Source organism: Enterobacter sp. CPE_E863, from assembly GCF_046521465.1.
Lineage (GTDB): Bacteria > Pseudomonadota > Gammaproteobacteria > Enterobacterales > Enterobacteriaceae > Enterobacter > Enterobacter adelaidei.
Map to the genome: position 1 here is coordinate 3,640,707 of NZ_JBKFZX010000001.1, position 20,856 is coordinate 3,661,562.

General features: G+C 54.4%; 15 protein-coding genes and 2 tRNA genes. 7 read left to right on the forward strand and 10 right to left on the reverse strand.

The genetic code is table 11. From position 1 onward, the window contains the following. Positions 1-25 precede the first annotated feature (25 nt). Together ACLHV8_RS17890 and xni are read left to right on the forward strand one after the other, a co-directional pair. A complete protein-coding gene (locus tag ACLHV8_RS17890; protein WP_410377004.1) occupies positions 26-1,393 on the forward strand; it encodes an L-serine ammonia-lyase in 1,368 nt (455 codons plus the stop codon). Between the two features lie 112 nt (positions 1,394-1,505). Beyond that, entirely contained in the window at positions 1,506-2,261 is a 756-nt protein-coding gene (xni, locus tag ACLHV8_RS17895) for a flap endonuclease Xni (RefSeq protein ID WP_208594071.1), read from the forward strand. 60 nt (positions 2,262-2,321) lie between these two features. On the opposite strand, the gene rlmM is transcribed toward xni, so the two are convergent. From rlmM to ACLHV8_RS17915, 4 genes are all read right to left on the reverse strand, one after another. Next, entirely contained in the window at positions 2,322-3,422 is a 1,101-nt protein-coding gene (rlmM, locus tag ACLHV8_RS17900) for a 23S rRNA (cytidine(2498)-2'-O)-methyltransferase RlmM (protein WP_049005912.1), read from the reverse strand. Continuing rightward, positions 3,415-3,810 (reverse strand): DUF423 domain-containing protein, encoded by a 396-nt coding sequence (locus tag ACLHV8_RS17905; RefSeq protein WP_028014272.1) that lies wholly within the window; start codon positions 3,808-3,810, stop codon positions 3,415-3,417. The genes rlmM and ACLHV8_RS17905 overlap by 8 nt, the downstream gene beginning before the upstream one ends. Positions 3,811-3,849: 39 nt before the next feature. Next, positions 3,850-4,767, reverse strand: coding sequence for a glycine cleavage system transcriptional regulator GcvA (gene gcvA, locus ACLHV8_RS17910; RefSeq protein ID WP_028016898.1), 918 nt, complete (start codon positions 4,765-4,767; stop codon positions 3,850-3,852). A 347-nt stretch (positions 4,768-5,114) separates the two neighbouring features. Beyond that, complete coding sequence (locus ACLHV8_RS17915) at positions 5,115-5,342, reverse strand: YgdI/YgdR family lipoprotein (RefSeq protein ID WP_028016899.1); 228 nt, start codon at positions 5,340-5,342, stop codon at positions 5,115-5,117. 192 nt (positions 5,343-5,534) lie between these two features. Between ACLHV8_RS17915 and csdA the strand changes: the two genes are divergently transcribed. Next, positions 5,535-6,740, forward strand: coding sequence for a cysteine desulfurase CsdA (gene csdA / locus ACLHV8_RS17920; RefSeq protein WP_208594070.1), 1,206 nt, complete (start codon positions 5,535-5,537; stop codon positions 6,738-6,740). Then, positions 6,740-7,186: a cysteine desulfurase sulfur acceptor subunit CsdE gene (gene csdE, locus ACLHV8_RS17925; protein WP_108091058.1), complete on the forward strand. Its 447-nt coding sequence runs from the start codon at positions 6,740-6,742 to the stop codon at positions 7,184-7,186. The genes csdA and csdE overlap by 1 nt, the downstream gene beginning before the upstream one ends. Here csdE and tcdA read toward each other — a convergent pair. Continuing rightward, positions 7,177-7,983, reverse strand: coding sequence for a tRNA cyclic N6-threonylcarbamoyladenosine(37) synthase TcdA (gene tcdA / locus ACLHV8_RS17930; protein WP_049005906.1), 807 nt, complete (start codon positions 7,981-7,983; stop codon positions 7,177-7,179). The two genes, csdE and tcdA, sit on opposite strands and share 10 nt — an antisense overlap. Positions 7,984-8,059: 76 nt before the next feature. After that, positions 8,060-9,157, reverse strand: coding sequence for a murein transglycosylase A (gene mltA, locus ACLHV8_RS17935; RefSeq protein WP_028016903.1), 1,098 nt, complete (start codon positions 9,155-9,157; stop codon positions 8,060-8,062). 208 nt (positions 9,158-9,365) lie between these two features. Here mltA and ACLHV8_RS17940 point away from each other — a divergent pair. Next, positions 9,366-9,442: transfer RNA gene (locus ACLHV8_RS17940), tRNA-Met, on the forward strand. A gap of 44 nt (positions 9,443-9,486) precedes the next feature. Continuing rightward, positions 9,487-9,563 (forward strand) — tRNA-Met (locus ACLHV8_RS17945). An 89-nt stretch (positions 9,564-9,652) separates the two neighbouring features. On the opposite strand, the gene amiC is transcribed toward ACLHV8_RS17945, so the two are convergent. Continuing rightward, positions 9,653-10,906 carry an N-acetylmuramoyl-L-alanine amidase AmiC gene (gene amiC / locus ACLHV8_RS17950; protein ID WP_028016904.1) on the reverse strand — a complete coding sequence of 418 codons (1,254 nt, stop codon included), beginning with the start codon at positions 10,904-10,906 and terminating at the stop codon, positions 9,653-9,655. A 227-nt stretch (positions 10,907-11,133) separates the two neighbouring features. On the opposite strand from amiC, the gene argA reads away from it, so the two are divergent. Continuing rightward, a complete protein-coding gene (gene argA, locus ACLHV8_RS17955; protein WP_028016905.1) occupies positions 11,134-12,465 on the forward strand; it encodes an amino-acid N-acetyltransferase in 1,332 nt (443 codons plus the stop codon). Between the two features lie 34 nt (positions 12,466-12,499). On the opposite strand, the gene recD is transcribed toward argA, so the two are convergent. From recD to ptrA, 3 genes are read right to left on the reverse strand one after another with little or no spacing between them, the layout of a single operon-like run. Beyond that, positions 12,500-14,320 carry an exodeoxyribonuclease V subunit alpha gene (gene recD, locus ACLHV8_RS17960; protein ID WP_208594069.1) on the reverse strand — a complete coding sequence of 607 codons (1,821 nt, stop codon included), beginning with the start codon at positions 14,318-14,320 and terminating at the stop codon, positions 12,500-12,502. Next, complete coding sequence (gene recB, locus ACLHV8_RS17965) at positions 14,317-17,859, reverse strand: exodeoxyribonuclease V subunit beta (RefSeq protein WP_208594068.1); 3,543 nt, start codon at positions 17,857-17,859, stop codon at positions 14,317-14,319. The genes recD and recB overlap by 4 nt, the downstream gene beginning before the upstream one ends. Then, positions 17,856-20,738: a pitrilysin gene (gene ptrA, locus ACLHV8_RS17970; RefSeq protein WP_208594067.1), complete on the reverse strand. Its 2,883-nt coding sequence runs from the start codon at positions 20,736-20,738 to the stop codon at positions 17,856-17,858. Before ptrA ends, recB begins: the two co-directional genes overlap by 4 nt. Positions 20,739-20,856: the final 118 nt, after the last annotated feature.

Here is a 20,856-nt window from a genome sequence, read left to right on the forward strand (position 1 = left end):
TCTGACTGAAAGCAATGGACGCATCATGATTAGCGTATTCGATATTTTCAAAATCGGTATTGGTCCTTCCAGCTCTCACACCGTCGGACCAATGAAAGCCGGTAAGCAGTTCACGGATGACTTGATTGCACGCGGCATTCTGCTCGACGTAACCCGCGTGGTTGTTGATGTTTACGGTTCTCTTTCCCTGACCGGGAAAGGCCACCATACCGATATCGCCATTATCATGGGCCTGGCGGGAAACCTGCCGGATACCGTTGATATTGACGCGATCCCTGGCTTCATCCAGGACGTTAATACCCACGGTCGCCTGCTGCTGGCAAATGGCGAACATGAAGTGGAATTCCCGGTTGATCGCTGCATGAATTTCCATGCTGACAACCTGTCGCTGCACGAAAACGGTATGCGTATCACTGCGCTGGCCGGCGACAAAGCGGTATACAGCCAGACTTACTACTCTATCGGCGGCGGTTTCATCGTCGACGAAGACCACTTTGGTCAAACCAGTACCTCTTCGGTCGACGTGCCTTATCCGTACAAAACTGCGGCGGACCTTCAGCGTCACTGCCAGGAGACAGGACTTTCCCTCTCCGGCCTGATGATGAAAAACGAGCTGGCGCTTCACAGCAAAGCGGAGCTGGAACAGCACTTTGCTAACGTCTGGGAAGTGATGCGCGGCGGTATTGAGCGCGGGATCACCACCGAAGGCGTTCTGCCTGGCAAGCTTCGCGTGCCGCGTCGTGCAGCAGCGCTGCGCCGTATGTTGGTCAGCACCGACAAAACGACAACAGACCCAATGGCAGTTGTGGACTGGATCAACATGTTCGCGCTGGCAGTAAACGAGGAGAACGCCGCAGGTGGCCGCGTGGTCACCGCGCCGACCAACGGTGCCTGCGGTATCGTTCCGGCCGTGCTCGCGTACTACGACAAGTTTATCCGCGAAGTGAACGCTAACTCTCTGGCGCGCTACCTGCTGGTCGCCAGTGCGATCGGTTCCCTGTATAAGATGAACGCGTCAATTTCTGGTGCGGAAGTAGGCTGTCAGGGTGAAGTCGGTGTGGCTTGCTCTATGGCGGCGGCGGGTCTGGCTGAGCTGTTGGGTGCAAGCCCAACGCAGGTGTGCATTGCTGCAGAAATTGGCATGGAACATAACCTGGGGCTGACCTGTGACCCGGTTGCCGGACAGGTACAGGTGCCGTGTATCGAGCGTAACGCGATCGCTTCCGTGAAAGCGGTGAACGCTGCACGTATGGCCCTGCGTCGTACCAGCGAACCGCGCGTCTGTCTCGATAAAGTTATCGAAACCATGTACGAAACCGGGAAAGATATGAACGCCAAATACCGCGAAACCTCTCGCGGCGGTCTGGCGATGAAGATCGTTACCTGCGATTAAGCCTCTCAGGAAGCCTCGTTTTGCGAGGCTTCTTCCTGTTTCCCCTCACACTATTCGTTTCATCCTGCCGACAGTGTTACCCTTTACCCATCAGATTTAAGGGAGAATCTCTGTGGCTGTTCATTTGCTTATTGTCGACGCACTCAACCTGATTCGCCGGATCCATGCGGTACAAGGCACCCCCTGTAAAGACACTTGCCTGCACGCACTGGAGCAGCTTATCCGCCATAGCGAACCGACTCATGTTGTGGCCGTGTTTGACGACGAAGCGCGTAACACTGGCTGGCGACATCAGCGCCTTCCGGATTACAAGGCCGGACGTGCCCCGATGCCAGACGATCTGCATGACGAGATGCCCGCCATTCGCGCCGCCTTTGAACAGCGCGGCGTCCCTTGCTGGGGGGCGCATGGCAATGAAGCTGACGATCTGGCGGCAACACTTGCGGTTAAAGTTGCCAGCGCTGGGCATCAGGCGACGATTGTTTCAACCGATAAAGGCTACTGCCAGCTGCTCTCACCTACGATCCGCATCCGTGATTACTTCCAGAAACGCTGGCTCGATGCCCCTTTCATTGCCAGTGAGTTTGGCGTCTCGCCTGAACAGCTGCCAGATTACTGGGGGCTGGCGGGGATCAGCAGCTCGAAGGTGCCGGGTGTCGCGGGTATAGGACCAAAAAGTGCCGCTCAGTTGCTAACGGATTTTCAGAGTCTGGAGGGAATTTACGCCAGGCTGGATGAGGTGCCGGAAAAATGGCGCAAGAAGCTTGAAGCACACAAAGAGATGGCCTTTATCTGCCGGGATGTAGCGACGCTACAAACGAGTTTACTGCTGGACGGAAACTTGCAGCAGTTAAGGCTGGAACGTTAATACAATTCACGATTTGTCTGCCCGGTAAGCGCAGCGCCACCGGGCAAAATAAAGCACACACTATCGCTCGTCGCGACGTCCACCGACAGCGGCCCACCAGCGACGAATATGCACCGTCACCTCTTCGCGGTCGTGATACAGCTGACGCGCCTGGATCTCCGCATTAATGCCATGCTCATCCAGTTGCTGCTGAATATAAGCCAGATTCTGCGACACTTCCTCATAGCGCTTTTTCATTGGCAACTTGAGGTTGAAGATCGTCTCACGACACCAGCCGTTCACCAGCCAGGAAGCCATCAGCGCGGCCACTTTGGCCGGTTTCTCAACCATATCGCACACCATCCAGGAGATGTTGTTCCGGTTCGGACGATAGCGGAAACCATCTTCACGCAGCCAGGTAACCTGCCCGGTATCCATCAGGCTTTGTGCCATCGGGCCGTTATCGACAGATGAAACCCACATGTTACGTTTCACCAGTTGGTAGGTCCAGCCGCCCGGGCACGCACCGAGATCGACGGCATACATGCCGTTTGCCAGACGCTCGTCCCACTCATCTGCCGGGATAAAGACGTGGAAGGCTTCTTCCAGCTTCAGCGTTGAACGGCTCGGCGCATCGGCCGGGAAGCGCAAACGCGGGATGCCCATAAAGAAGGGAGAGTTGTTGGTGGTGTATGAATACCCCGTATAGCAGCAGCCTGGTGCGATAAAGAAGATATGCACCACCGGACGTTTAGGCGTTTCGTAGTTCGTCAGGATACCCGCATCACGCAGCGCTGCACGCAGCGGTACGGTAAATTTGCGGCAGAACTTCATCAGCTCTTTGCTTTCATTGGTATCCGCCACTTCAACGCGCAGATCCCCGCCCTTCTCCACCACGCCCTGCAGCATGCCGACAATTGGGGTGATACGGTCTTCCGGCGGAAGATCCTTCAGCAGTTCACCCGCGACAAACATCTGGCGGGCAAAGATCAATGAGTTGAAAGGTAGTTCACGCGCCAGCTTATCCGCGTCTTCAGGCTGATAGCATTCAAATACCACATAGCCTGCATTCTCTTTAACGCGCGCAAAGCCGAAGACCTCGCGCTTTGCCGCTTTATCGGTAATTTCCGCGGCGCACTCTTTCTCAAACCCCGGGCGACAATATAAAACAACCTTATTCATGAACAACGCCCTTGCGTTTCAGACGGATAGCTCCGATAAACATTAATACCCAACCCGCCAGGAAGCTAACGCCACCGACAGGTGTAACAAACGCCCACAGGCGTAAATGCGAAAGTGCCAGACAGTAGAGACTGCCACTGAAAAGCACGGTGCCCAACGCCATAAAGACGCTGCTCCAGTAAAACCAGATACTGATACGGCGCTGCATCGCCACCGCCAGCCCAAAAATAGCCAACGTGTGGAATGCCTGATATTCAAGGCCGGTCTGGATCCAGCCCATCTCTACTGCGCCCAAAGACTTGCTTAATACATGTGCGCCAAAAGCGCCCAGTGCAACAAAAATAAAGCCACTCACCGCGGCAAAAATCAGCATGAATCGGCTGGTCATGTTTAAGTCCTGAATTGATGCGTGCCCGGCACACAAACGTTATTGTTCATACCTGAAGCGGAATTTTTCTTGCTCGCTTGCCGCTTTCGCCAGTATCCACTGCCGGAAAGCGGCTATTTTACCCAGTTCTGCCTGACTGTCATGACAAACCAGATAAAACGCATTCTTGCTGACCAGAACATCATTAAAAGGGCAAACCAAGCGGCCAGCCTCAATTTCGGACTGCGCCATGACGTTGTTCGCCAACGCCACGCCCTGCCCGTGAATAGCAGCCTGTAACACCATCGCACTGTGGCTAAAAATGGGCCCCTGCTGCACGTTTATATGAGTAAGACCTAATTGACGGGTATAAGTTTGCCAGTCACGGCGAGACGCATCATGTAAAAGTGTATGTTGCGCCAGGTCAGCAGGTGTCTTCAGCGCCTTTTCACCCGTTAATAGCAGAGGCGAACAGACCGGCAGGAGATATTCTGCGTATAATTTTTCGACGCGCAAGCCCGGCCAGTTACCGCGACCGTAAAAAATGGCGACATCGACGTCATCTGCCAGCTTGTCTTCCTGACGATCTACCGCCTGGATTCGAACGTCGATCCCCGGATAAGCTGAGTTAAAGCTTGAGAGTCTTGGCACCAGCCATTGAATGGCAAAACTGGGCAATAAACTAACAGTCAGGGCACCTTTTGCACTTCGGGCCTGCAGCTTACGCGTGGCCTCCGTGAGCTGGGAAAAAATCTCTTTAATATCCTGAAAATAGCTCTGCCCCTCTTCGGTCAACAGCAATGAACGGTTGCGTCGACGAAACAGCTTAAGGCCCAGAAAATCCTCCAGGGACTTGATTTGGTGACTTACTGCGGCCTGTGTCACAAAAAGCTCATCTGCTGCACGTGTAAAGCTCAGGTGACGTGCTGCTGCATCAAAAACACGTAATGCATTAAGGGGTGGCAATCGCTTCGACATGGTTATCTGGCTTAGATGTTAACGGATTTTAACAAACAGGAAACAACGCTTAACCTATTAGTTTTTTTTATCTGAGACATTATAATTTGTCCGTTGAGGAACTACCAGCAAATACCTATAGTGGCGGCACTTCCTGAGCCGGAACGAAGAGCTTTTTTTGGAATGCGTGTTCTGAAGGGCTTTTGGCTTACGGTTGTGATGTTGTGTTGTTGTGTTTGCAATTGGTCTGCGATTCAGACCACGGTAGCAACGCTACCAATTTTTCACTTCCTGTACATTTACCCTGTCTGTCCATAGTGATTAATGTAGCACCGCCAATTTGCGGTGCTTTTTTTTCGCCTGCGATCTTAGTGCTGAATCTCAACCATCTCTTTAACATCGCTTCGGTTGATCTGCTGCTTGTTCCCGTTGGCATCTTTGTATGAAATCATCCCGGTATCATTATCAGTTGACGGTTTCCCTTCCGAAACGATGGAACGACCATCGTTGGTGTGCATCACGTAGTTGTTACCAGAACAGGCGCTCAGGGCAAAAGTAAACGCACAGGCAGAAATGATTGCAGCTGTCTTGTTCATGATTATTCTCCTTTAGCAATTAATGCTATTCAAACCTCGATTTATAACAGGCTAAAACATCCGCCTAACACTATTTAGCATAACCTGCTTTTTTGGGGTCATCAGGATAAGCAGACAATTCTGATAGATATCAACCTCCTTGCCCTGCCGCTGAAATTGCGCGACGATCTTGCTATTGAAATGAGGAATCCCATGAACGCTTTCAGTCCCGCACATTTTCGCGAACAGTTTCCGGCGCTGGCCGATGCCGGTATTTATCTTGATAGCGCTGCCACCGCCCTGAAGCCACAGGCGGTTATTGAAGCGACGCAGCAGTTCTACAGCCTGAGCGCCGGGAATGTGCATCGCAGCCAGTTTGCCGAAGCGCAGCGTCTGACCGCGCGCTATGAAGCCGCACGCGATCAGGTAGCACGTTTGATCAATGCAGAAGGCGGGAAAAATATCGTCTGGACGCGGGGTACGACCGAAGCCATCAATATGGTGGCCCAGTGCTATGCACGCCCGTTGCTACAGCCTGGAGATGAGATCATCGTCAGTGAGGCAGAGCACCATGCCAACCTGGTACCGTGGTTGATGGTAGCTGAGCAAACGGGGGCACGTATTGTGAAACTCCCGCTGGGACCAGATCTCCTACCCGACGTGGCTCAACTGCCTGAGTTGATTACTTCACGCAGCCGCATTCTGGCCCTCGGGCAGATGTCGAACGTCACGGGGGGATGTCCGGATCTGGGTCAGGCCATTCGCATCGCCCATGCCAGCGGCATGGTGGTGATGGTCGATGGCGCACAAGGGATCGTGCATTTCCCTGCTGATGTGCAAAAGCTGGATATTGATTTTTACGCTTTCTCTGCACACAAGCTGTACGGCCCAACCGGCATCGGTGCGTTGTACGGTAAGCCGGAACTGCTGGCGCAAATGACACCGTGGCTCGGTGGCGGCAAAATGATTACCGAAGTGACCTTCGACGGCTTTAAAACCCAGGAGATTCCCTATCGCCTTGAAGCCGGTACGCCAAACGTGGCCGGCGTCATTGGTCTGAGTGCCGCTCTCGAATGGCTTGCTGAAACAGACACTGCTCAGGCTGAAAACTGGAGCCGCGGACTAGCGACGCTCGCAGAGGAAGAACTCAAAAAGCGCCCGGGTTTCCGCTCGTTCCGCGTTCAGGATTCCAGCCTGCTCGCCTTTGATTTTGCGGGCGTTCATCATAGCGACATGGTGACGCTACTTGCCGGGTATGGCATTGCCCTGCGTGCCGGACAGCATTGTGCCCAGCCGCTCCTGGCGGCGCTCGGCGTTAGCGGTACGCTACGCGCCTCATTTGCGCCATATAATACCCAAAGCGATGTTGATGCGCTGGTTGCCGCCGTCGACCGCGCCCTTGAAATACTGGTGGATTAATGACTCACGCTGCTTTAGCCGGACACCCGTTCGGCACGGTCATCACAGAAGAGACCTTAAAACAGACCTTCGCCCCTCTCTCACAATGGGAAGATAAATATCGCCAGTTAATCCTTCTCGGTAAACAGCTCCCGACGCTGTCTGACGACCTAAAAGCCCAGGCAAAAGAGATCGCTGGCTGCGAGAACCGCGTCTGGCTGGGCGTCAGCGTCGCTGGCGAGAAGCTGCATTTCTTTGGCGACAGCGAAGGACGTATTGTCCGCGGGCTGTTGGCGGTACTGTTAACCGCCGTCGAGGGGAAAAGCGCGGCGGAGTTGCTGGCACACTCGCCGCTGGCGCTGTTTGATGAGCTTGGACTGCGGGCGCAGCTTAGCGCCTCACGCGGCCAGGGTCTGATCGCGCTCAGCGAAGCGGTACAGGATGCGGCACGTCAGGCTCAGGCCTGACGTTCTGCTTTCGCCATCATCTTCTTCAGGGCGTGAGATACAGCTATAAAACCGAAGGACGCGGTCACCATGGTGGCCGCACCAAAGCCTGAGGCACAATCCATACGTTTTGGCCCTTCCGCCGTACTTTTCATCGCACAGACAGAGCCATCAGCCTGCGGGTAGACCAGCGCTTCTGTAGAAAACACGCAGTCAACGCCGAGCTTGCCTTTGCTGTTCTTCACCACGTTAAAGTCGCTCTTCAGCCTTTCACGCAGCTTGGCAGCCAGCGGATCCTGAATGGTTTTCGCCAGATCGGCCACCTGGATCTGCGTAGGGTCGATCTGCCCTCCTGCGCCACCAGTGGTGACCAGAGGTACCTTGTAACGACGACAGTAAGCGATCAGCGCCGCTTTAGGGCGTACGCTGTCAATGGCATCAATCACATAGCTGTAGCCTTTATTCATGTACTCTGCGACGTTATCGGCTGTCACAAAGTCGTCAATGACCGTCACCCGGCATTCAGGGTTGATCAGACGAATACGCTCCGCCATGACCTCAGATTTTGCCAGACCGACGTTATCACGCAGAGCATGGATTTGACGGTTGGTGTTGGTGACGCACACGTCGTCCATATCAATCAGCGTGATTGCGCCAATACCGGTTCTCGCCAGCGCTTCTGCCGCCCAGGAACCCACACCACCAATACCCACGACGCAAACATGCGCATCCGCAAACAGCTGCAGGGCTTTTTCACCATAGAGACGTGCCGTGCCGCCAAAACGCTGACGCCAGGCATCACTGATTACCACTGACATAAAACCTCAGATGTAAAAAGGGTGAGGTTTCTCCTCACCCTGAACATGAATCCGTATTGCGCTCAGAATACCACAATCAGCCGCTGAATACGCTTCCTGCGCCCGGCGCTGCTTTGAGCACCCATACGCGTCCGTAGTGGTTATACCAGCCGGCACGGTGACCCGCATCCGGACCAATCCCCTGATAGATATCGAAGTGCTGGCCTTTAATCGCCCCACCCACATCCAGCGCCACCATCAGACGTAGCTCATACTGGCCGTTAAATTTGCCATTATTATCCAGCAGAGGCACTTCCGCGAGCAGCGTAGTGCCAGCAGGAATAATTGAACGATCCGATGCCACCGACGCACGACCAATCAGCGGTACAGCGCTCGCCCCTTTCACCGGAGCAAAGTTTTGCGGTTTAAAGAAGACAAACGACGGGTTCTGCTCCAGCAGCTCGCGCACCTCGGCTTCGCTGTGTTTTTCGCCCCACTCGCGGATCGCCTGCATCGACATATCTTCTTTCTTCACTTCGCCGCGATCGATCAACACCTTACCAATACTGCGATAGGCATGGCCGTTTTTACCGGAATAGCTGAAGAAGTTAAGGGGCGAACCATCACCGAAATCAATATAACCGCTGCCCTGAACATCCATGATGAAGTTATCCATCAGTGAATTGCTGTAAGCCAGGACGTAGTTTTCGCTCAACGCACCAGAGTAGATTTCTGCACGGGACGGCAGGCGACCGCGTTTTGGCGGCATACGATAAATTGGATACTGGAATTCGCCCTGGCGGGAGTGCCGCGCCTGAATCACTGGCGTGTAATACCCCGTGAACTGGACGTTCCCGTAGTTATCTGCCCCTTCCATCTGCCAGGCGTCGATACCAAACTGGCGCATGTTGCGCGTATCGCCGCCCGCGCGCAGCCAGTCCTGTACTGCACTGTAAACGTTGTTTTGTGAGCCATACAGGCGTGGTGACGCATTGCGGATCTGATAGACCTGCTCGGAGAAATCTCCGGCGTTAATCGGTGCGCCAACCGCATCAGGCTGGTTAACTAAGGAGAAAGGCTGGGATAATTTCCCGTCTTTATACTGTTGACCGCGATCGGTCGGTTTGGAAGAGCAGGCCGCAAGAATGGCTACCATTGCGCCCGTCATCAGATACTTCGCCCAACGTCCTTTCATTATATCTCGTCTTTAAGTTGCCCATTTCCGCGTGATGAAGATAACAAACCGCCAGGGCTAATGAAATGCGATCGCATGACCTTTGGCAAATTTTGCGCAAAAAATAGTCCAAACAGAGCCATGTCGTTCAATTTGCATACAAAATCATGATTTATGTGAAAAAGGGGTTGCATCACAAACCTATCCGAGTATAGTGCGCATCCACGGACGCGGGGTGGAGCAGCCTGGTAGCTCGTCGGGCTCATAACCCGAAGGTCGTTGGTTCAAATCCGGCCCCCGCAACCAATCAAATTTGAAGAAGTAAGTTTCTACAGAAGTAGAAAGACGGACGCGGGGTGGAGCAGCCTGGTAGCTCGTCGGGCTCATAACCCGAAGGTCGTCGGTTCAAATCCGGCCCCCGCAACCAACACTTCTTAAAACAATAAACACCCTTAAGGGTGTTTTTTTGTATCTGTCGTTTGTGAATTTGCCGGGTATTTCACCCGGCTGAAAGATTTACCCGCGTCGCGCCAGCGTCGCCCCGTCAGAGAAATACGCCCGGATCCCTGCCAGAATCGACTCCGCTACCTCCTGCTGGAATTTTGCCGTCTTGAGCTTACGCTCTTCTTCAACGTTACTGATAAACGCGGTTTCTACCAGAATGGACGGAATGTCCGGCGCCTTGAGCACCGCAAACCCGGCCTGTTCTACGCTGTTTTTATGCAGCTTATTGATGTTACCCAGCTTGCCCAACACCGCTTTACCAAATTTCAGGCTGTCGTTGATGGTCAGTGATTGCACCATATCGAACATGGTGTGATCGACATAACGGTCGCCGCTTTTGCCCACACCACCGATGAGATCCGAGGCGTTCTGGGTATCCGCGAGATATCTCGCGGCAGTACTGGTCGCCCCTTTGGTTGAGAGCGCAAACACCGAAGAACCGCTTGGCTGGCGGCTGGTAAACGCATCCGCATGGATAGACACAAACAAATCGGCGCGCTGCTTCTGCGCTTTTGCCACGCGAACTTTCAGCGGAATAAAGACATCTTCATTACGCGTCATATAGGCGCGCATATTGCCTTCTTTATCGATCAACGCCTTCAGACGGCGGGCGATTTGCAGCACCACGTCTTTTTCGCGGGTGCGATATTTTCCGACAGCACCCGAGTCTTCCCCACCGTGCCCCGGATCAAGCATGATCACAATCGGACGATCGCGCCCTGCTTTACCCGGCTGTGGGCCACTTTGCGCAGGTGGAACCTGCTTCTCAAGATTGCCCTGGTTATAATCTTCCAGTAACGCCAACAGAGGATCCTGAATGTCCGTCGCATTCGCCGGGTAGAGATCCATTACCAGACGCTCTTTGAAGGTCGCAACAGGCGCGAGAGCAAACAGTTGAGGCTTAACGTTCTGCTTCAGCTCAAACACCATACGCACGGTTTGCGGATCAAACTGCCCGACGCGCGCCGATTTAATAAACGGATCGTCACCGCGGATCTGCGCCGCCATCCCCTTCAGCACGGAATTGAGATTCACCCCTTCGAGATCCACGACCACGCGTTCAGGATTGCTTAAGGCAAATTGCTTATATTTCAACACGCGATTGGATTCAACCGTCACGCGCGTATAGGTCGACGACGGCCAGACGCGAACCGCCACCACCTGACTTGTGGCGGCTAATCCTACCTGACTGACGCTAAGCAACCACATTGCCCCGGCCCCTTTTAACAAACGGCGACGGCTTATTGCTGAGTTGGATCCCGACATGCTTCTCCCGAGCAAGAAAACTGACTGATATACAAAATGTCCAAATTGACCGAAAACTTTAACGAATGACGCATAAACTGTCATCTATAAAAGGGTAAACAATCATACGTTAACGCACGGATTACTTATTAATTTCTGTGGGTCGCGGAAAATTTGCGCTTGCACATGTATCCACAATCGAATAAAAATACACAAATTACGAATAAACATTCATTAAGGGTTGTGCCATGGTGAAGGAGCGTAGAACCGAACTGGTCCAGGGATTCCGCCATTCTGTTCCCTATATCAACGCCCATCGGGGAAAAACGTTTGTCATCATGCTTGGCGGCGAAGCCATTGAGCATGAAAATTTTTCCAGCATCGTCAATGACATTGGCCTGCTACACAGCCTCGGGATCCGCCTGGTGGTGGTCTATGGCGCGCGCCCGCAGATCGACGCCAACCTGGCCGCACACCACCACGAGCCGATTTACCACAAACATACCCGCGTTACGGATGCGAAAACCCTGGAGCTGGTGAAGCAAGCTGCAGGTCTGCTGCAGCTGGATATTACGGCTCGCCTGTCGATGAGCCTGAACAACACGCCATTGCAGGGTGCGCATATCAACGTCGTGAGCGGTAACTTCATCATTGCCCAGCCGCTCGGCGTGGACGATGGCGTGGACTATTGCCACAGCGGACGTATTCGTCGTATTGATGAAGAGGCAATCCACCGCCAGCTCGACAGCGGTGCCATCGTGCTGATGGGCCCGGTCGCCGTTTCCGTGACCGGAGAAAGCTTTAACCTGACGTCTGAGGAGATTGCCACGCAGCTAGCGATCAAGCTGAAGGCGGAAAAAATGATTGGGTTTTGCTCTTCCCAGGGTGTCGTAAACGATGAAGGGGTGATTGTGCCCGAACTCTTCCCTAATGAAGCCCAGGCCCGCGTAGAAGCACTGGAAGCTGAAGGTGACTACCATTCTGGTACCGTGCGTTTTCTGCGTGGTGCGGTGAAAGCCTGTCGCAGCGGCGTGCGCCGCAGCCACCTGATCAGCTATCAGGAAGACGGCGCCCTACTGCAGGAGCTGTTCTCCCGCGACGGTATTGGTACACAGATTGTGATGGAGAGTGCGGAGCAGATCCGCCGCGCCACCATCAATGATATCGGCGGTATTCTGGAACTGATCCGGCCGCTGGAGCAACAGGGTATTCTGGTGCGTCGTTCGCGGGAACAGCTGGAAATGGAGATCGACAAATTCACCATTATTCAGCGCGATAACCTGACCATTGCCTGTGCCGCCCTCTATCCATTCCCGGAAGAGAAGATCGGTGAAATGGCCTGCGTGGCGGTGCATCCTGATTACCGCAGCTCCTCACGCGGCGAAATGCTGCTTGAGCGCGTGGCAGCGCAAGCCCGCCAGATGGGCCTGAGCAAGCTGTTCGTCCTGACGACACGCAGCATTCACTGGTTCCAGGAGCGAGGATTCACGCCGGTAGATATAGATTATCTGCCAGAAACGAAGAAAGAGATGTACAACTATCAGCGCCGCTCAAAAGTGCTGATGGCTGATCTGGGATAATACGATGCCCTCACCGTCTGGTGAGGGCTTTCGCTTAAAGAGACTCAAATATCGCGCTCAGTCCGCTCCGGCGCTCTGTACGGGTGGCAATGGCCTGCACCAGCACACGTTCATCGGTATAGAGTGACAAGCGCTGACGCGCGCGCGTAATCGCGGTATAAATCAGTTCGCGGGTAATAACAGGTGAAAGCTGTGTCGGCAGGATCAGCGCCGCATGGTTAAACTCGGAGCCCTGGGATTTATGCACCGTCATCGCCCACGCGGTTTCATGCTCAGGCAAACGGCTGGGCTGGAAAGACTTCACGCTACCGTCCGGTAACTGGAACCAGACGCGCAGCCCCTGGCCGCGATCGAGCGCAATCCCGATATCCCCGTTAAACAACCCCAGCGCACTGTCGTTGCGGGAGATCATTACGGGTCGTCCTTCAAACCAGCGCGAATGCGGCATGCGGTTGATTTTGTGCTTCTGAACAAGAAGCTGCTCCAGCCTGTCGTTCAGCCCACTGACGCCAAACGGCCCTTCCCTCAGTGCGCACAGTAACTGGTACTCACCAAAGGCGGCAATGACCTGCTCTGGTGAGTTGCGCTGTTGGACACATGCCAGGAAATGCTGATACCCCTCCAGGGCGTCATCCAGCATCACCTGATACTCTTCTCCGCTTTGCAGTGATTTTTTCTCGATGTCGGTAAACGTACCGTCAAACACCGCACGGGTACTGTGCCGATCGCCACGGTTTACCGCGGCAGCCAGTTGGCCGATACCGGAGTCGCTGCCGAAACGATAGCTTTTTTGCAGCAGGCACAGGCTGTCGCGTAGCGCTCCCGCCACCGGCGAGTTATCGGGTTCAAGTACGCATCCGGTCAAACGCGCCAGCTCCTGAGCACGCGCGGCTGTGTAGCCAAAGCTGGCGTAAGTACAAATATCCCCCAGCACCGCCCCAGCTTCCACTGAAGCAAGCTGGTCACGATCGCCCAGAAAAATGACGCGCGCATGGGGCGGCAGAGCATCAATCAACCGCGACATCATCGTCAGGTCGATCATCGATGCTTCATCTACCACCAGTACGTCCAGATGCAGCGGGTTACCCGCATGATATCGCAGACGCTGGCTGCCTGGCTGAGCACCAAGCAGTCGGTGCAGCGTACTGGCTTCATTTGGGAAAAGCGCAAGTTGCTCCCCGGTGAGCGGCAGCTTTTGCAATGCCCCACCTAACGATTCCGTCAGACGAGCCGCCGCTTTGCCAGTGGGGGCCACCAGACGAATACGGCACTTGTGCTCGCCCGATAGCTGGATCAACGCGGCAAGCAGTTTTGCCACGGTGGTCGTTTTCCCGGTTCCCGGGCCGCCAGAGATAACCGAGATCCGCCGCGTCAACGCCACGGCTGCCGCGACTTTTTGCCAGTCTGTCGCCTCATCAGAGGTAAACAGCGTATCCAGCACGTGCCGGAGTTGCGCTTCATCGCAAGGCAGAGGCGCATTCGTCTCGCTGAAGAAACGCGCCACCGTCAGTTCATTGCGCCACAGCCGGTTAAGGTACAAACGTTCGCTGCTCAGGATCATCGGCGTCCCGGTATCGGTTCCGCTCACGGCGGGCGAGCCGAGTAATATCGCCTGCCAGTCCACTGCGTCATCCAGCAACGCGAAACACGCCTGTAAAGCCGGAGGCATTTTCTCATCAACAACCAGACGCGACAGCGGCAGGCAGACATGCCCCTCTCCCGCGTCTTTACTCAGGATTGCGGCGGCGAGCATCACGGCGGGTTCATCGCCTGCCACCATCATGGCGAACTGTACATCGAGGTGGCGGAGTAATCGTTGTTCTACCGCTTCCAGCAATAGCGCCTGCATCGTCATGCCACCTCCTCTGTGCTTGCGGCAAACAGGTTATCCATTTTTTCAATCAGTTCCACAGCCGGACGCGTACTAAAGATGCCAGAGCGCGGGTCGCTAGCATCCACTCCGCGCAGGAACAGGTAAATAACGCCGCCAAAATGGTCTTCGTAACGATAATCGGCAATGCGATGCCGCAGGTACCGATGCAGCGCCAGGGTATAGAGCTGATACTGCAGATCGTAGCGATGTGCTTGCATGGCTGATGCCATCGCCTGCTGGGTATAGGCTTCGCTGTTTTCACCCAACCAGTTCGATTTGTAGTCCAGCAGGTAGTAACGCCCTTCGTGGCGGAAAACCAGGTCGATAAACCCTTTTAACATTCCCTGCACCTGGCGGAAGTTCAGCGCTGGGCAACCGGCAGATAACGGATCATGCTCGCGGATCAACGCATCAAGCGCGTCGGCTCTGAGGGGGCTGGCAATAGGGAGATAAAATTCCATCTCCACCTGTTTATCTTTGTTAGTCAACTGACTCAGAGAGATCCCTTGCGCCGTCAGTGGGGCGTGCAGAACCGTGCTGATCCAGTCGGTGAGAACCGGCTGCCACTGTGCGTCATAGCCTCCACTCTGCAACATCTTTAGCACCCACTCCTCAGAGACTGGCTGGGTAAAATCCAGCTCTTCAAACAGGCTATGTAAAAATGTGCCTGGTGAGGCGCCACGCGGGAATTGATGCGGAGTGAGCGCTGGCTCAACAGGTACGCTACCGGTCCCTGCTGCATCGACGTCCAGTTTTGGCATCAGATCCTGGGCAATGCTCTGCCCGTGCTGCTGTAAACCGGAATAACTCGTCACACGCCAGTCGTCAGCAATGGTGCGCACAACCTGACGGGCATGGAGCTCAACCTCGCGCAGCTCCGGCATTTGCCAGCGGCTATTATCGGGCTGCGACGGAATGTGCAGAGCAGTATGATCCCCACATAATGATTCGATACACTGACGCAGGCCTGCTGCATCTTTGGGTTCACCGAGCTGAATAAGCCGCCCCAGCGCACTCAGATGAAAATCGCTCTCCCCGGTCTTCTCACCACGGCGACGAAACAGTGGGGCGACACCCATACTGCAGTGCCAGACCGAACGGGTCAACGCTACATAGAGCAGGCGTAAATCTTCCGCCAGACGTTCGGCCTCTGCCAGCTCAACGCTGGACTCAGCTTTACTGAGATCGAGCACCGCCTCAAATGACTCGCGATCGTGGTAAAAGGCCTGATCCTGCACGCGGTAATTGGCAATAAACGGCAACCAGACCAGCGGATACTCCAGGCCTTTCGACTTGTGAATGGTGACGATCTGCACCAGATGTTTATCACTTTCAAGACGCATCTGCTGACTGGACGAATTACTGTTCGGGTCGGCAATCTGTTGCGCCAGCCAGCGCACCAGAGCGTGTTCACTCTCCAGTTGCGTGCCCGCTTCCTGCAGGAGTTCACTGATGTGCAAAATGTCGGTCAGACGACGTTCACCGCCCGCGGTCGCAAGCATATTCTCCGCAATGTGACGCTGCGCCATGAGCTCACGTATCATCGCCATTACACCGCGTCTGTGCCATTTATCCCGGTAGTAAACAAACTCTTCCACTACCGCATCCCACGCGTCTTCGTCGTTGTTGAGCGCATCAATATCACGCGCATTCAGCCCGAGCATCGCGCTGGCTAACGCGCTGCGAAGCGTGCTCTCCCTCTCCGGGGCCAGCACCGCCTGCAGCAGCCATAACATCTCCTGCGCTTCCAGCGTTTCGAAAACACTGTCCCGATTTGAGAGGTAGACGGACGGAATGTTCAGCAATGTCAGGGCATCGCGGACAAGCGCGGCCTCCTGACGGCTACGCACCAGCACCGTAATATCCGATGCCTTTACAGGGGTTGACTCCTCGCCCCTCCAGAGCACCGCCTCGCCACATGCCCCCGCACTGAGCCAGTCACGGATTTGCGCGGCACAGTGCTGTGCCATGGCATTTTGATAGTCCGCAACGCCACAGCCTTCTCCGTCCAGCAGCCAGAAGTTCATGGCGGGCTGAGTCGTACCGTTGAATTCGAAGCGCAATGAGGCATTTTTTGTCGCAAATTTTACCGGCTGGAAAGGGATCTCCCGGAACATAAATGCCGTATCCATGCGGCTGAAAAGCGCATTGACGCTCTCTACCATCCCGGGAGATGAACGCCAGTTGGTATCCAGAGTGTAATGCGCATCAACTTCGCTGCGGGCTTTCATATAGGTGAAAATGTCCGCACCACGAAAAGCGTAAATAGCCTGTTTAGGATCGCCAATTAACAACAGCGCGGTATCAGGCTGTTGTCTCCAGATACGGCGGAAAATGCGGTACTGCTGCGGGTCGGTATCCTGAAACTCGTCAATCATCGCAACCGGGAAACGGTTACGAATAGCCGCGGCAAGCGCTTCACCATTTTCGCTGCATAACGCGGCATCCAGGCGGCTCAACATATCGTCAAACCCAAGTTCACCGCGGCGACGCTTTTCACGCGAGACGGTTTCACGGATCTCCACCATAGCGCGGGTGATCATCAGGTCATTGAGCGTCAACGGTTCGGCCAGCAGGGCTTCGATAGCCACAAACAGCGGATGCTCCGGCACAATGCCATCGGGTTTGGTTCGTTCAACCAGAAAACGCTGAGAGAATTTTTCAAGCGCATCCGGGAGCTGATACCCTCGCGTCTCTTCCTGTGCCCAGGCGCTGATCTTATCGATCCATTTCCCCTGATTTGCACGGTTAAATTTACGTCTGTCGATCCCGGAATTTTCGATGATCGCCTCAATCTCGCCGACCGACGTATTCCACTTTTGCTTGATGGCCGCAATTTTGGCGGTAATTTTTTCATGGCGAGAAGCGAGAGTTTCATCTGCTGGCGGCGGAGATTTGATTACCGGTGCTTCACCCTGAAGATAGCGATCGATGGCACGCAGAAGCTCCTCGGGGCCCTTCCATAACGCATGTACCGCTTCTGCGATATCTCGCGGTAAGGGGTAGCAATGGCGACGCCAGAAATCCGCGCAGGCCTGATAGCGAAGCACGGATTCATCTTCAATGAGCTGCTGCTCAAACAGCATGCCGGATTCAAACGCATTCAGGCTCAGCATTCGCTGACAAAAACCGTGAATGGTGAAGACGGACGCTTCGTCCATCTGCCGTTCAGCGAGAAGCAACCACTGGGCGGCCTGTTGCTTATCAGCAATCTCTTCCAGAAGGCTCGCGTAGAGAGGGTTATCCGTACTCTGACGCAGACAGGCGATACGCAGCTCATGGATATTGGAACGAATACGGCCGCGCAACTCCGCGGTGGCAGCCTCGGTGAAGGTGACGACCAGCAGCTCTTCCACGCTTAAAGGACGTGGAAAAGCCGCGTTACCGCCAAGCCCTAACAGCAGGCGCAGATAGAGCGCGGCAATGGTGAAGGTTTTTCCCGTTCCCGCTGAAGCTTCAATCAATCGTTCCCCCTGTAGAGGTAAACGTAACGGATCAAGAGGCTCAGCGGTATCGGTCATTCTTTCTTACTCCAGGGCATAGTTTGCTGCAGCGCGCTGACGCTCTTCCAGACTTTCCAGCCTTTCGGGTTCACGTACTCCGTTTTCCCGTTCTGGCTACCGGAAACCTGAGACAGGATGGTCATTCCCTGCGGCTTAATCACCGCCTGATGGAAGAACTCGGCAACCTTCTGAGGCGTCAGCTGTTTTATCTCGGCCACTACTTTATCACGCGAATCAAAGTTCAGATTACCGCGATCAAAATCTTTGCTGAGCTGTGACGCTTCTTCACCCAATGTCTGCGGTGGCTGCATCACCTGGGCGATGACGGCCTGCTGGATCTGGGCAAATTCGTCCGGTTTCATGGCGCGCAGTTTTGCTTCCACTTTTGGGAAGAAAGCCTGATAACGCTGCCAGAGATAGGCCGGTTGTTTATCGCTACTTTGCAGCAGGAAACCCAGCCCCCACTGGCGGCCAACGTTCATGGAGAACGCAAAGACCGCATAGCCAAGCTGCTCTTCTGTACGTAGCTGGTTATAGAACCACGGCTGAATAATCTGTCCCAGAACGGCACTCCGCGCTGAACTGGAGAATTCATCATAACCCGTAGGTACAAACACCGCTGCCAGCGCAGAATCCGTACTAGTGCCCGCCTTTTCAAAAATCACATTCTGTTTTTTCTCAACCAGCACATCCTGGTTGCGGCACCACTCGTCACCTTTCGAGCCGAGCTGGGTGCGTACATTCTCCGCCAGCGTTTTGGCCTGCTCTTCACTCATGTTGCCGACGATCAAGAACTCGGGACGCGTGTTGGTTTTCAATGCATCACGGTAAGCGAGGACATCTTTCAATGAGATAGAAGGCAGTAACGCGCGGCGATCTTCACGCTGGAAATAAGGAATTTGCGACAACATTTGCGCTGGCATAAGCGCAAGATCGTAAGCTTTGCCCTTCTCCGCAGAGTCCATCATCTGCGCATACCAGGATTTGGCCTGCTCAAGCTGCTCTTCCGTCGGCGTGTAACTAAAATAGCCCTCAAGCAGCGCCTGGAACAGCTGAGGCAGGCGCTGAGTGTAGCCATTTGCATTGACCATCAAACCGTTATTGGCATTGGTTGAGAAGCTGATTCCCCCCACGGCCGCCTGATTGCTGAGCTGATCGAGCGCGATGCCAGCAAGATAGTCATTCAGGGCGAACATCACCTGATTTTTGGCGCTATTCATCGCCTTAGGGTTACGCAGAACGACGCTGACATCGGCTTTTGGCTCGCTCGCAAAATAGCGGCTTGGGGTATACACCACGCGCAACGTCGGCTCATCAATAATAAGTTCCGGGTGCGGATAATCCTTTGTGGCTTTGATCAGCGAGAAATCATCCGGAATGTAGGGGTTCAGCTCCGGCAGTTTCAACGCAATCTCCCCGGCTCTTTTCTGCCAGTCGGCGAAGGTCTGGGCGCTGATTTTGTCCACCTGATAAGGGGCGTCTACAAAATAGGCCGTTTTGTTATGGGGTTCGTTCGGGCTGATGTACCAGATGCGGGCATTCTGCGGGGTCATCATCGCAAGGCGGGCTTTTACGGCGTCAGCATCATACTGATCGGCGATATTGACCGCATCGAGAGTATGTTCCACCGGCACGCGGATCATGGTATCCGCCAACCACTCCACATAGTCCATGTCGCGGGTAATGGACGGGTAACGGAAATCGAGATCCAGCACGTGAGCCAGTTCATCAAAGTAGCGTTTATCGACGCCTTTATCACGCAGCAGAGAAAGGTAGCTAAAGATCGCCGCCACCACTTCATCACGGTTTGCCTGCCCTTTGTCGGTCAGGGTTGCAGATATCGCCAGCACACCGCTATTGCCGTTCACAACGGGATCGGAGTCGGCTCGAATCCCTTCCACCAGCCCTTGTTTTTGCAGCCAGTCAGAAAGCGTACCCGGGCTACGGTTGCCAATCAGATAGGTCACCAGCTCGTCGGTTTTACTGCGAAACTGTGCCGTGTTGTTATCAATGCGGAATTCAACACGTAACACCTTGCGCGGCAAGGCGGGCACGTAGTGGATAACAATCCCTTTTTGAGCGTCCGTGACTACCGGAACGGTTATCTGAGGCAAGTCGATATTTTTATTCGGCACACGACCAAACGTCTGAGCGGCCATGTTTGCCAGCTCTGGCAGCGGTTTGTTGCTGTAGATAACCGCTTTCATCAGGTTCGCGGAGTAATATTTGTCGCGAAACGCATGCAGCGCATCAAGCACCGGGCTGTTTGGCTTATCGCTTAATGTTTCCAGGTTACCACCGGAGAAACGCGAACCCGGATGCGCCGGGTTAATGGTTTCGGCGCTCACCTGGGCCATGCGCATACCGTCTCGCGTACGGGCAAGGGTTAACTCAGCATTAACGGCATTGCGTTCACGTTCAGCATATTTTTTATCCAGAAGCGGTGCAGCGATGGAATCAGCAAGGCGATCGACCGCCCCTTCCAGTGCATCATTTTCGACTTCGAGATAAAAAGCCGTACGGTACGGTGCTGTGCTGGCATTGTGACTACCGCCGTGCATTTTCAGATATTCGGACAGGCTATCTGGCTGCGGGTATTTTTTAGACCCCATCAGCGTCATATGTTCCAGATAGTGCGCAAGCCCAGGATGGGCATCAGGATCTTCCAGTGACCCAATCGGCACCACCAGCGCCGAGAGGGATTTCACCGCCTGCGGATCGGAAACCAGCAGCACGGTCATGCCGTTATCAAGGCGAATAGCCTGATACTGGCGGGTATCTTTTTCGCTCTTACGGATAGTTTCCTGAACAGGTTGCCAACCGGAGTCTGCTTGAGTGAAGGGAGCCCAAAGGGCGACAAACAAAACCAACGCTTTAAACAAGGTGCTGCCTGGCATTACGACCTCTTTATCACGGCTACATCATTAACAAACTGCGTGCTGGGCACGCCAGCATCTCTTTCTTTGAGTACATCAGTCCGTGATAACAGGTGCATCATAAATGAACACCCTTTCC

Coding starts and splice junctions, on each gene's coding strand:
- ACLHV8_RS17905 (WP_028014272.1), bottom strand. CDS start 3,810: ATGACCAGCCGATTCATGCTGATTTTTGCCGCGGTGAGTGGCTTTATT.
- mltA (WP_028016903.1), bottom strand. CDS start 9,157: ATGAAAGGACGTTGGGCGAAGTATCTGATGACGGGCGCAATGGTAGCC.
- ACLHV8_RS17890 (WP_410377004.1), top strand. CDS start 26: ATGATTAGCGTATTCGATATTTTCAAAATCGGTATTGGTCCTTCCAGC.
- rlmM (WP_049005912.1), bottom strand. CDS start 3,422: ATGAATAAGGTTGTTTTATATTGTCGCCCGGGGTTTGAGAAAGAGTGC.
- ptrA (WP_208594067.1), bottom strand. CDS start 20,738: ATGCCAGGCAGCACCTTGTTTAAAGCGTTGGTTTTGTTTGTCGCCCTT.
- csdA (WP_208594070.1), top strand. CDS start 5,535: ATGAACGCTTTCAGTCCCGCACATTTTCGCGAACAGTTTCCGGCGCTG.
- argA (WP_028016905.1), top strand. CDS start 11,134: ATGGTGAAGGAGCGTAGAACCGAACTGGTCCAGGGATTCCGCCATTCT.
- recD (WP_208594069.1), bottom strand. CDS start 14,320: ATGACGATGCAGGCGCTATTGCTGGAAGCGGTAGAACAACGATTACTC.
- gcvA (WP_028016898.1), bottom strand. CDS start 4,767: ATGTCGAAGCGATTGCCACCCCTTAATGCATTACGTGTTTTTGATGCA.
- tcdA (WP_049005906.1), bottom strand. CDS start 7,983: ATGTCAGTGGTAATCAGTGATGCCTGGCGTCAGCGTTTTGGCGGCACG.
- amiC (WP_028016904.1), bottom strand. CDS start 10,906: ATGTCGGGATCCAACTCAGCAATAAGCCGTCGCCGTTTGTTAAAAGGG.
- ACLHV8_RS17915 (WP_028016899.1), bottom strand. CDS start 5,342: ATGAACAAGACAGCTGCAATCATTTCTGCCTGTGCGTTTACTTTTGCC.
- csdE (WP_108091058.1), top strand. CDS start 6,740: ATGACTCACGCTGCTTTAGCCGGACACCCGTTCGGCACGGTCATCACA.
- recB (WP_208594068.1), bottom strand. CDS start 17,859: ATGACCGATACCGCTGAGCCTCTTGATCCGTTACGTTTACCTCTACAG.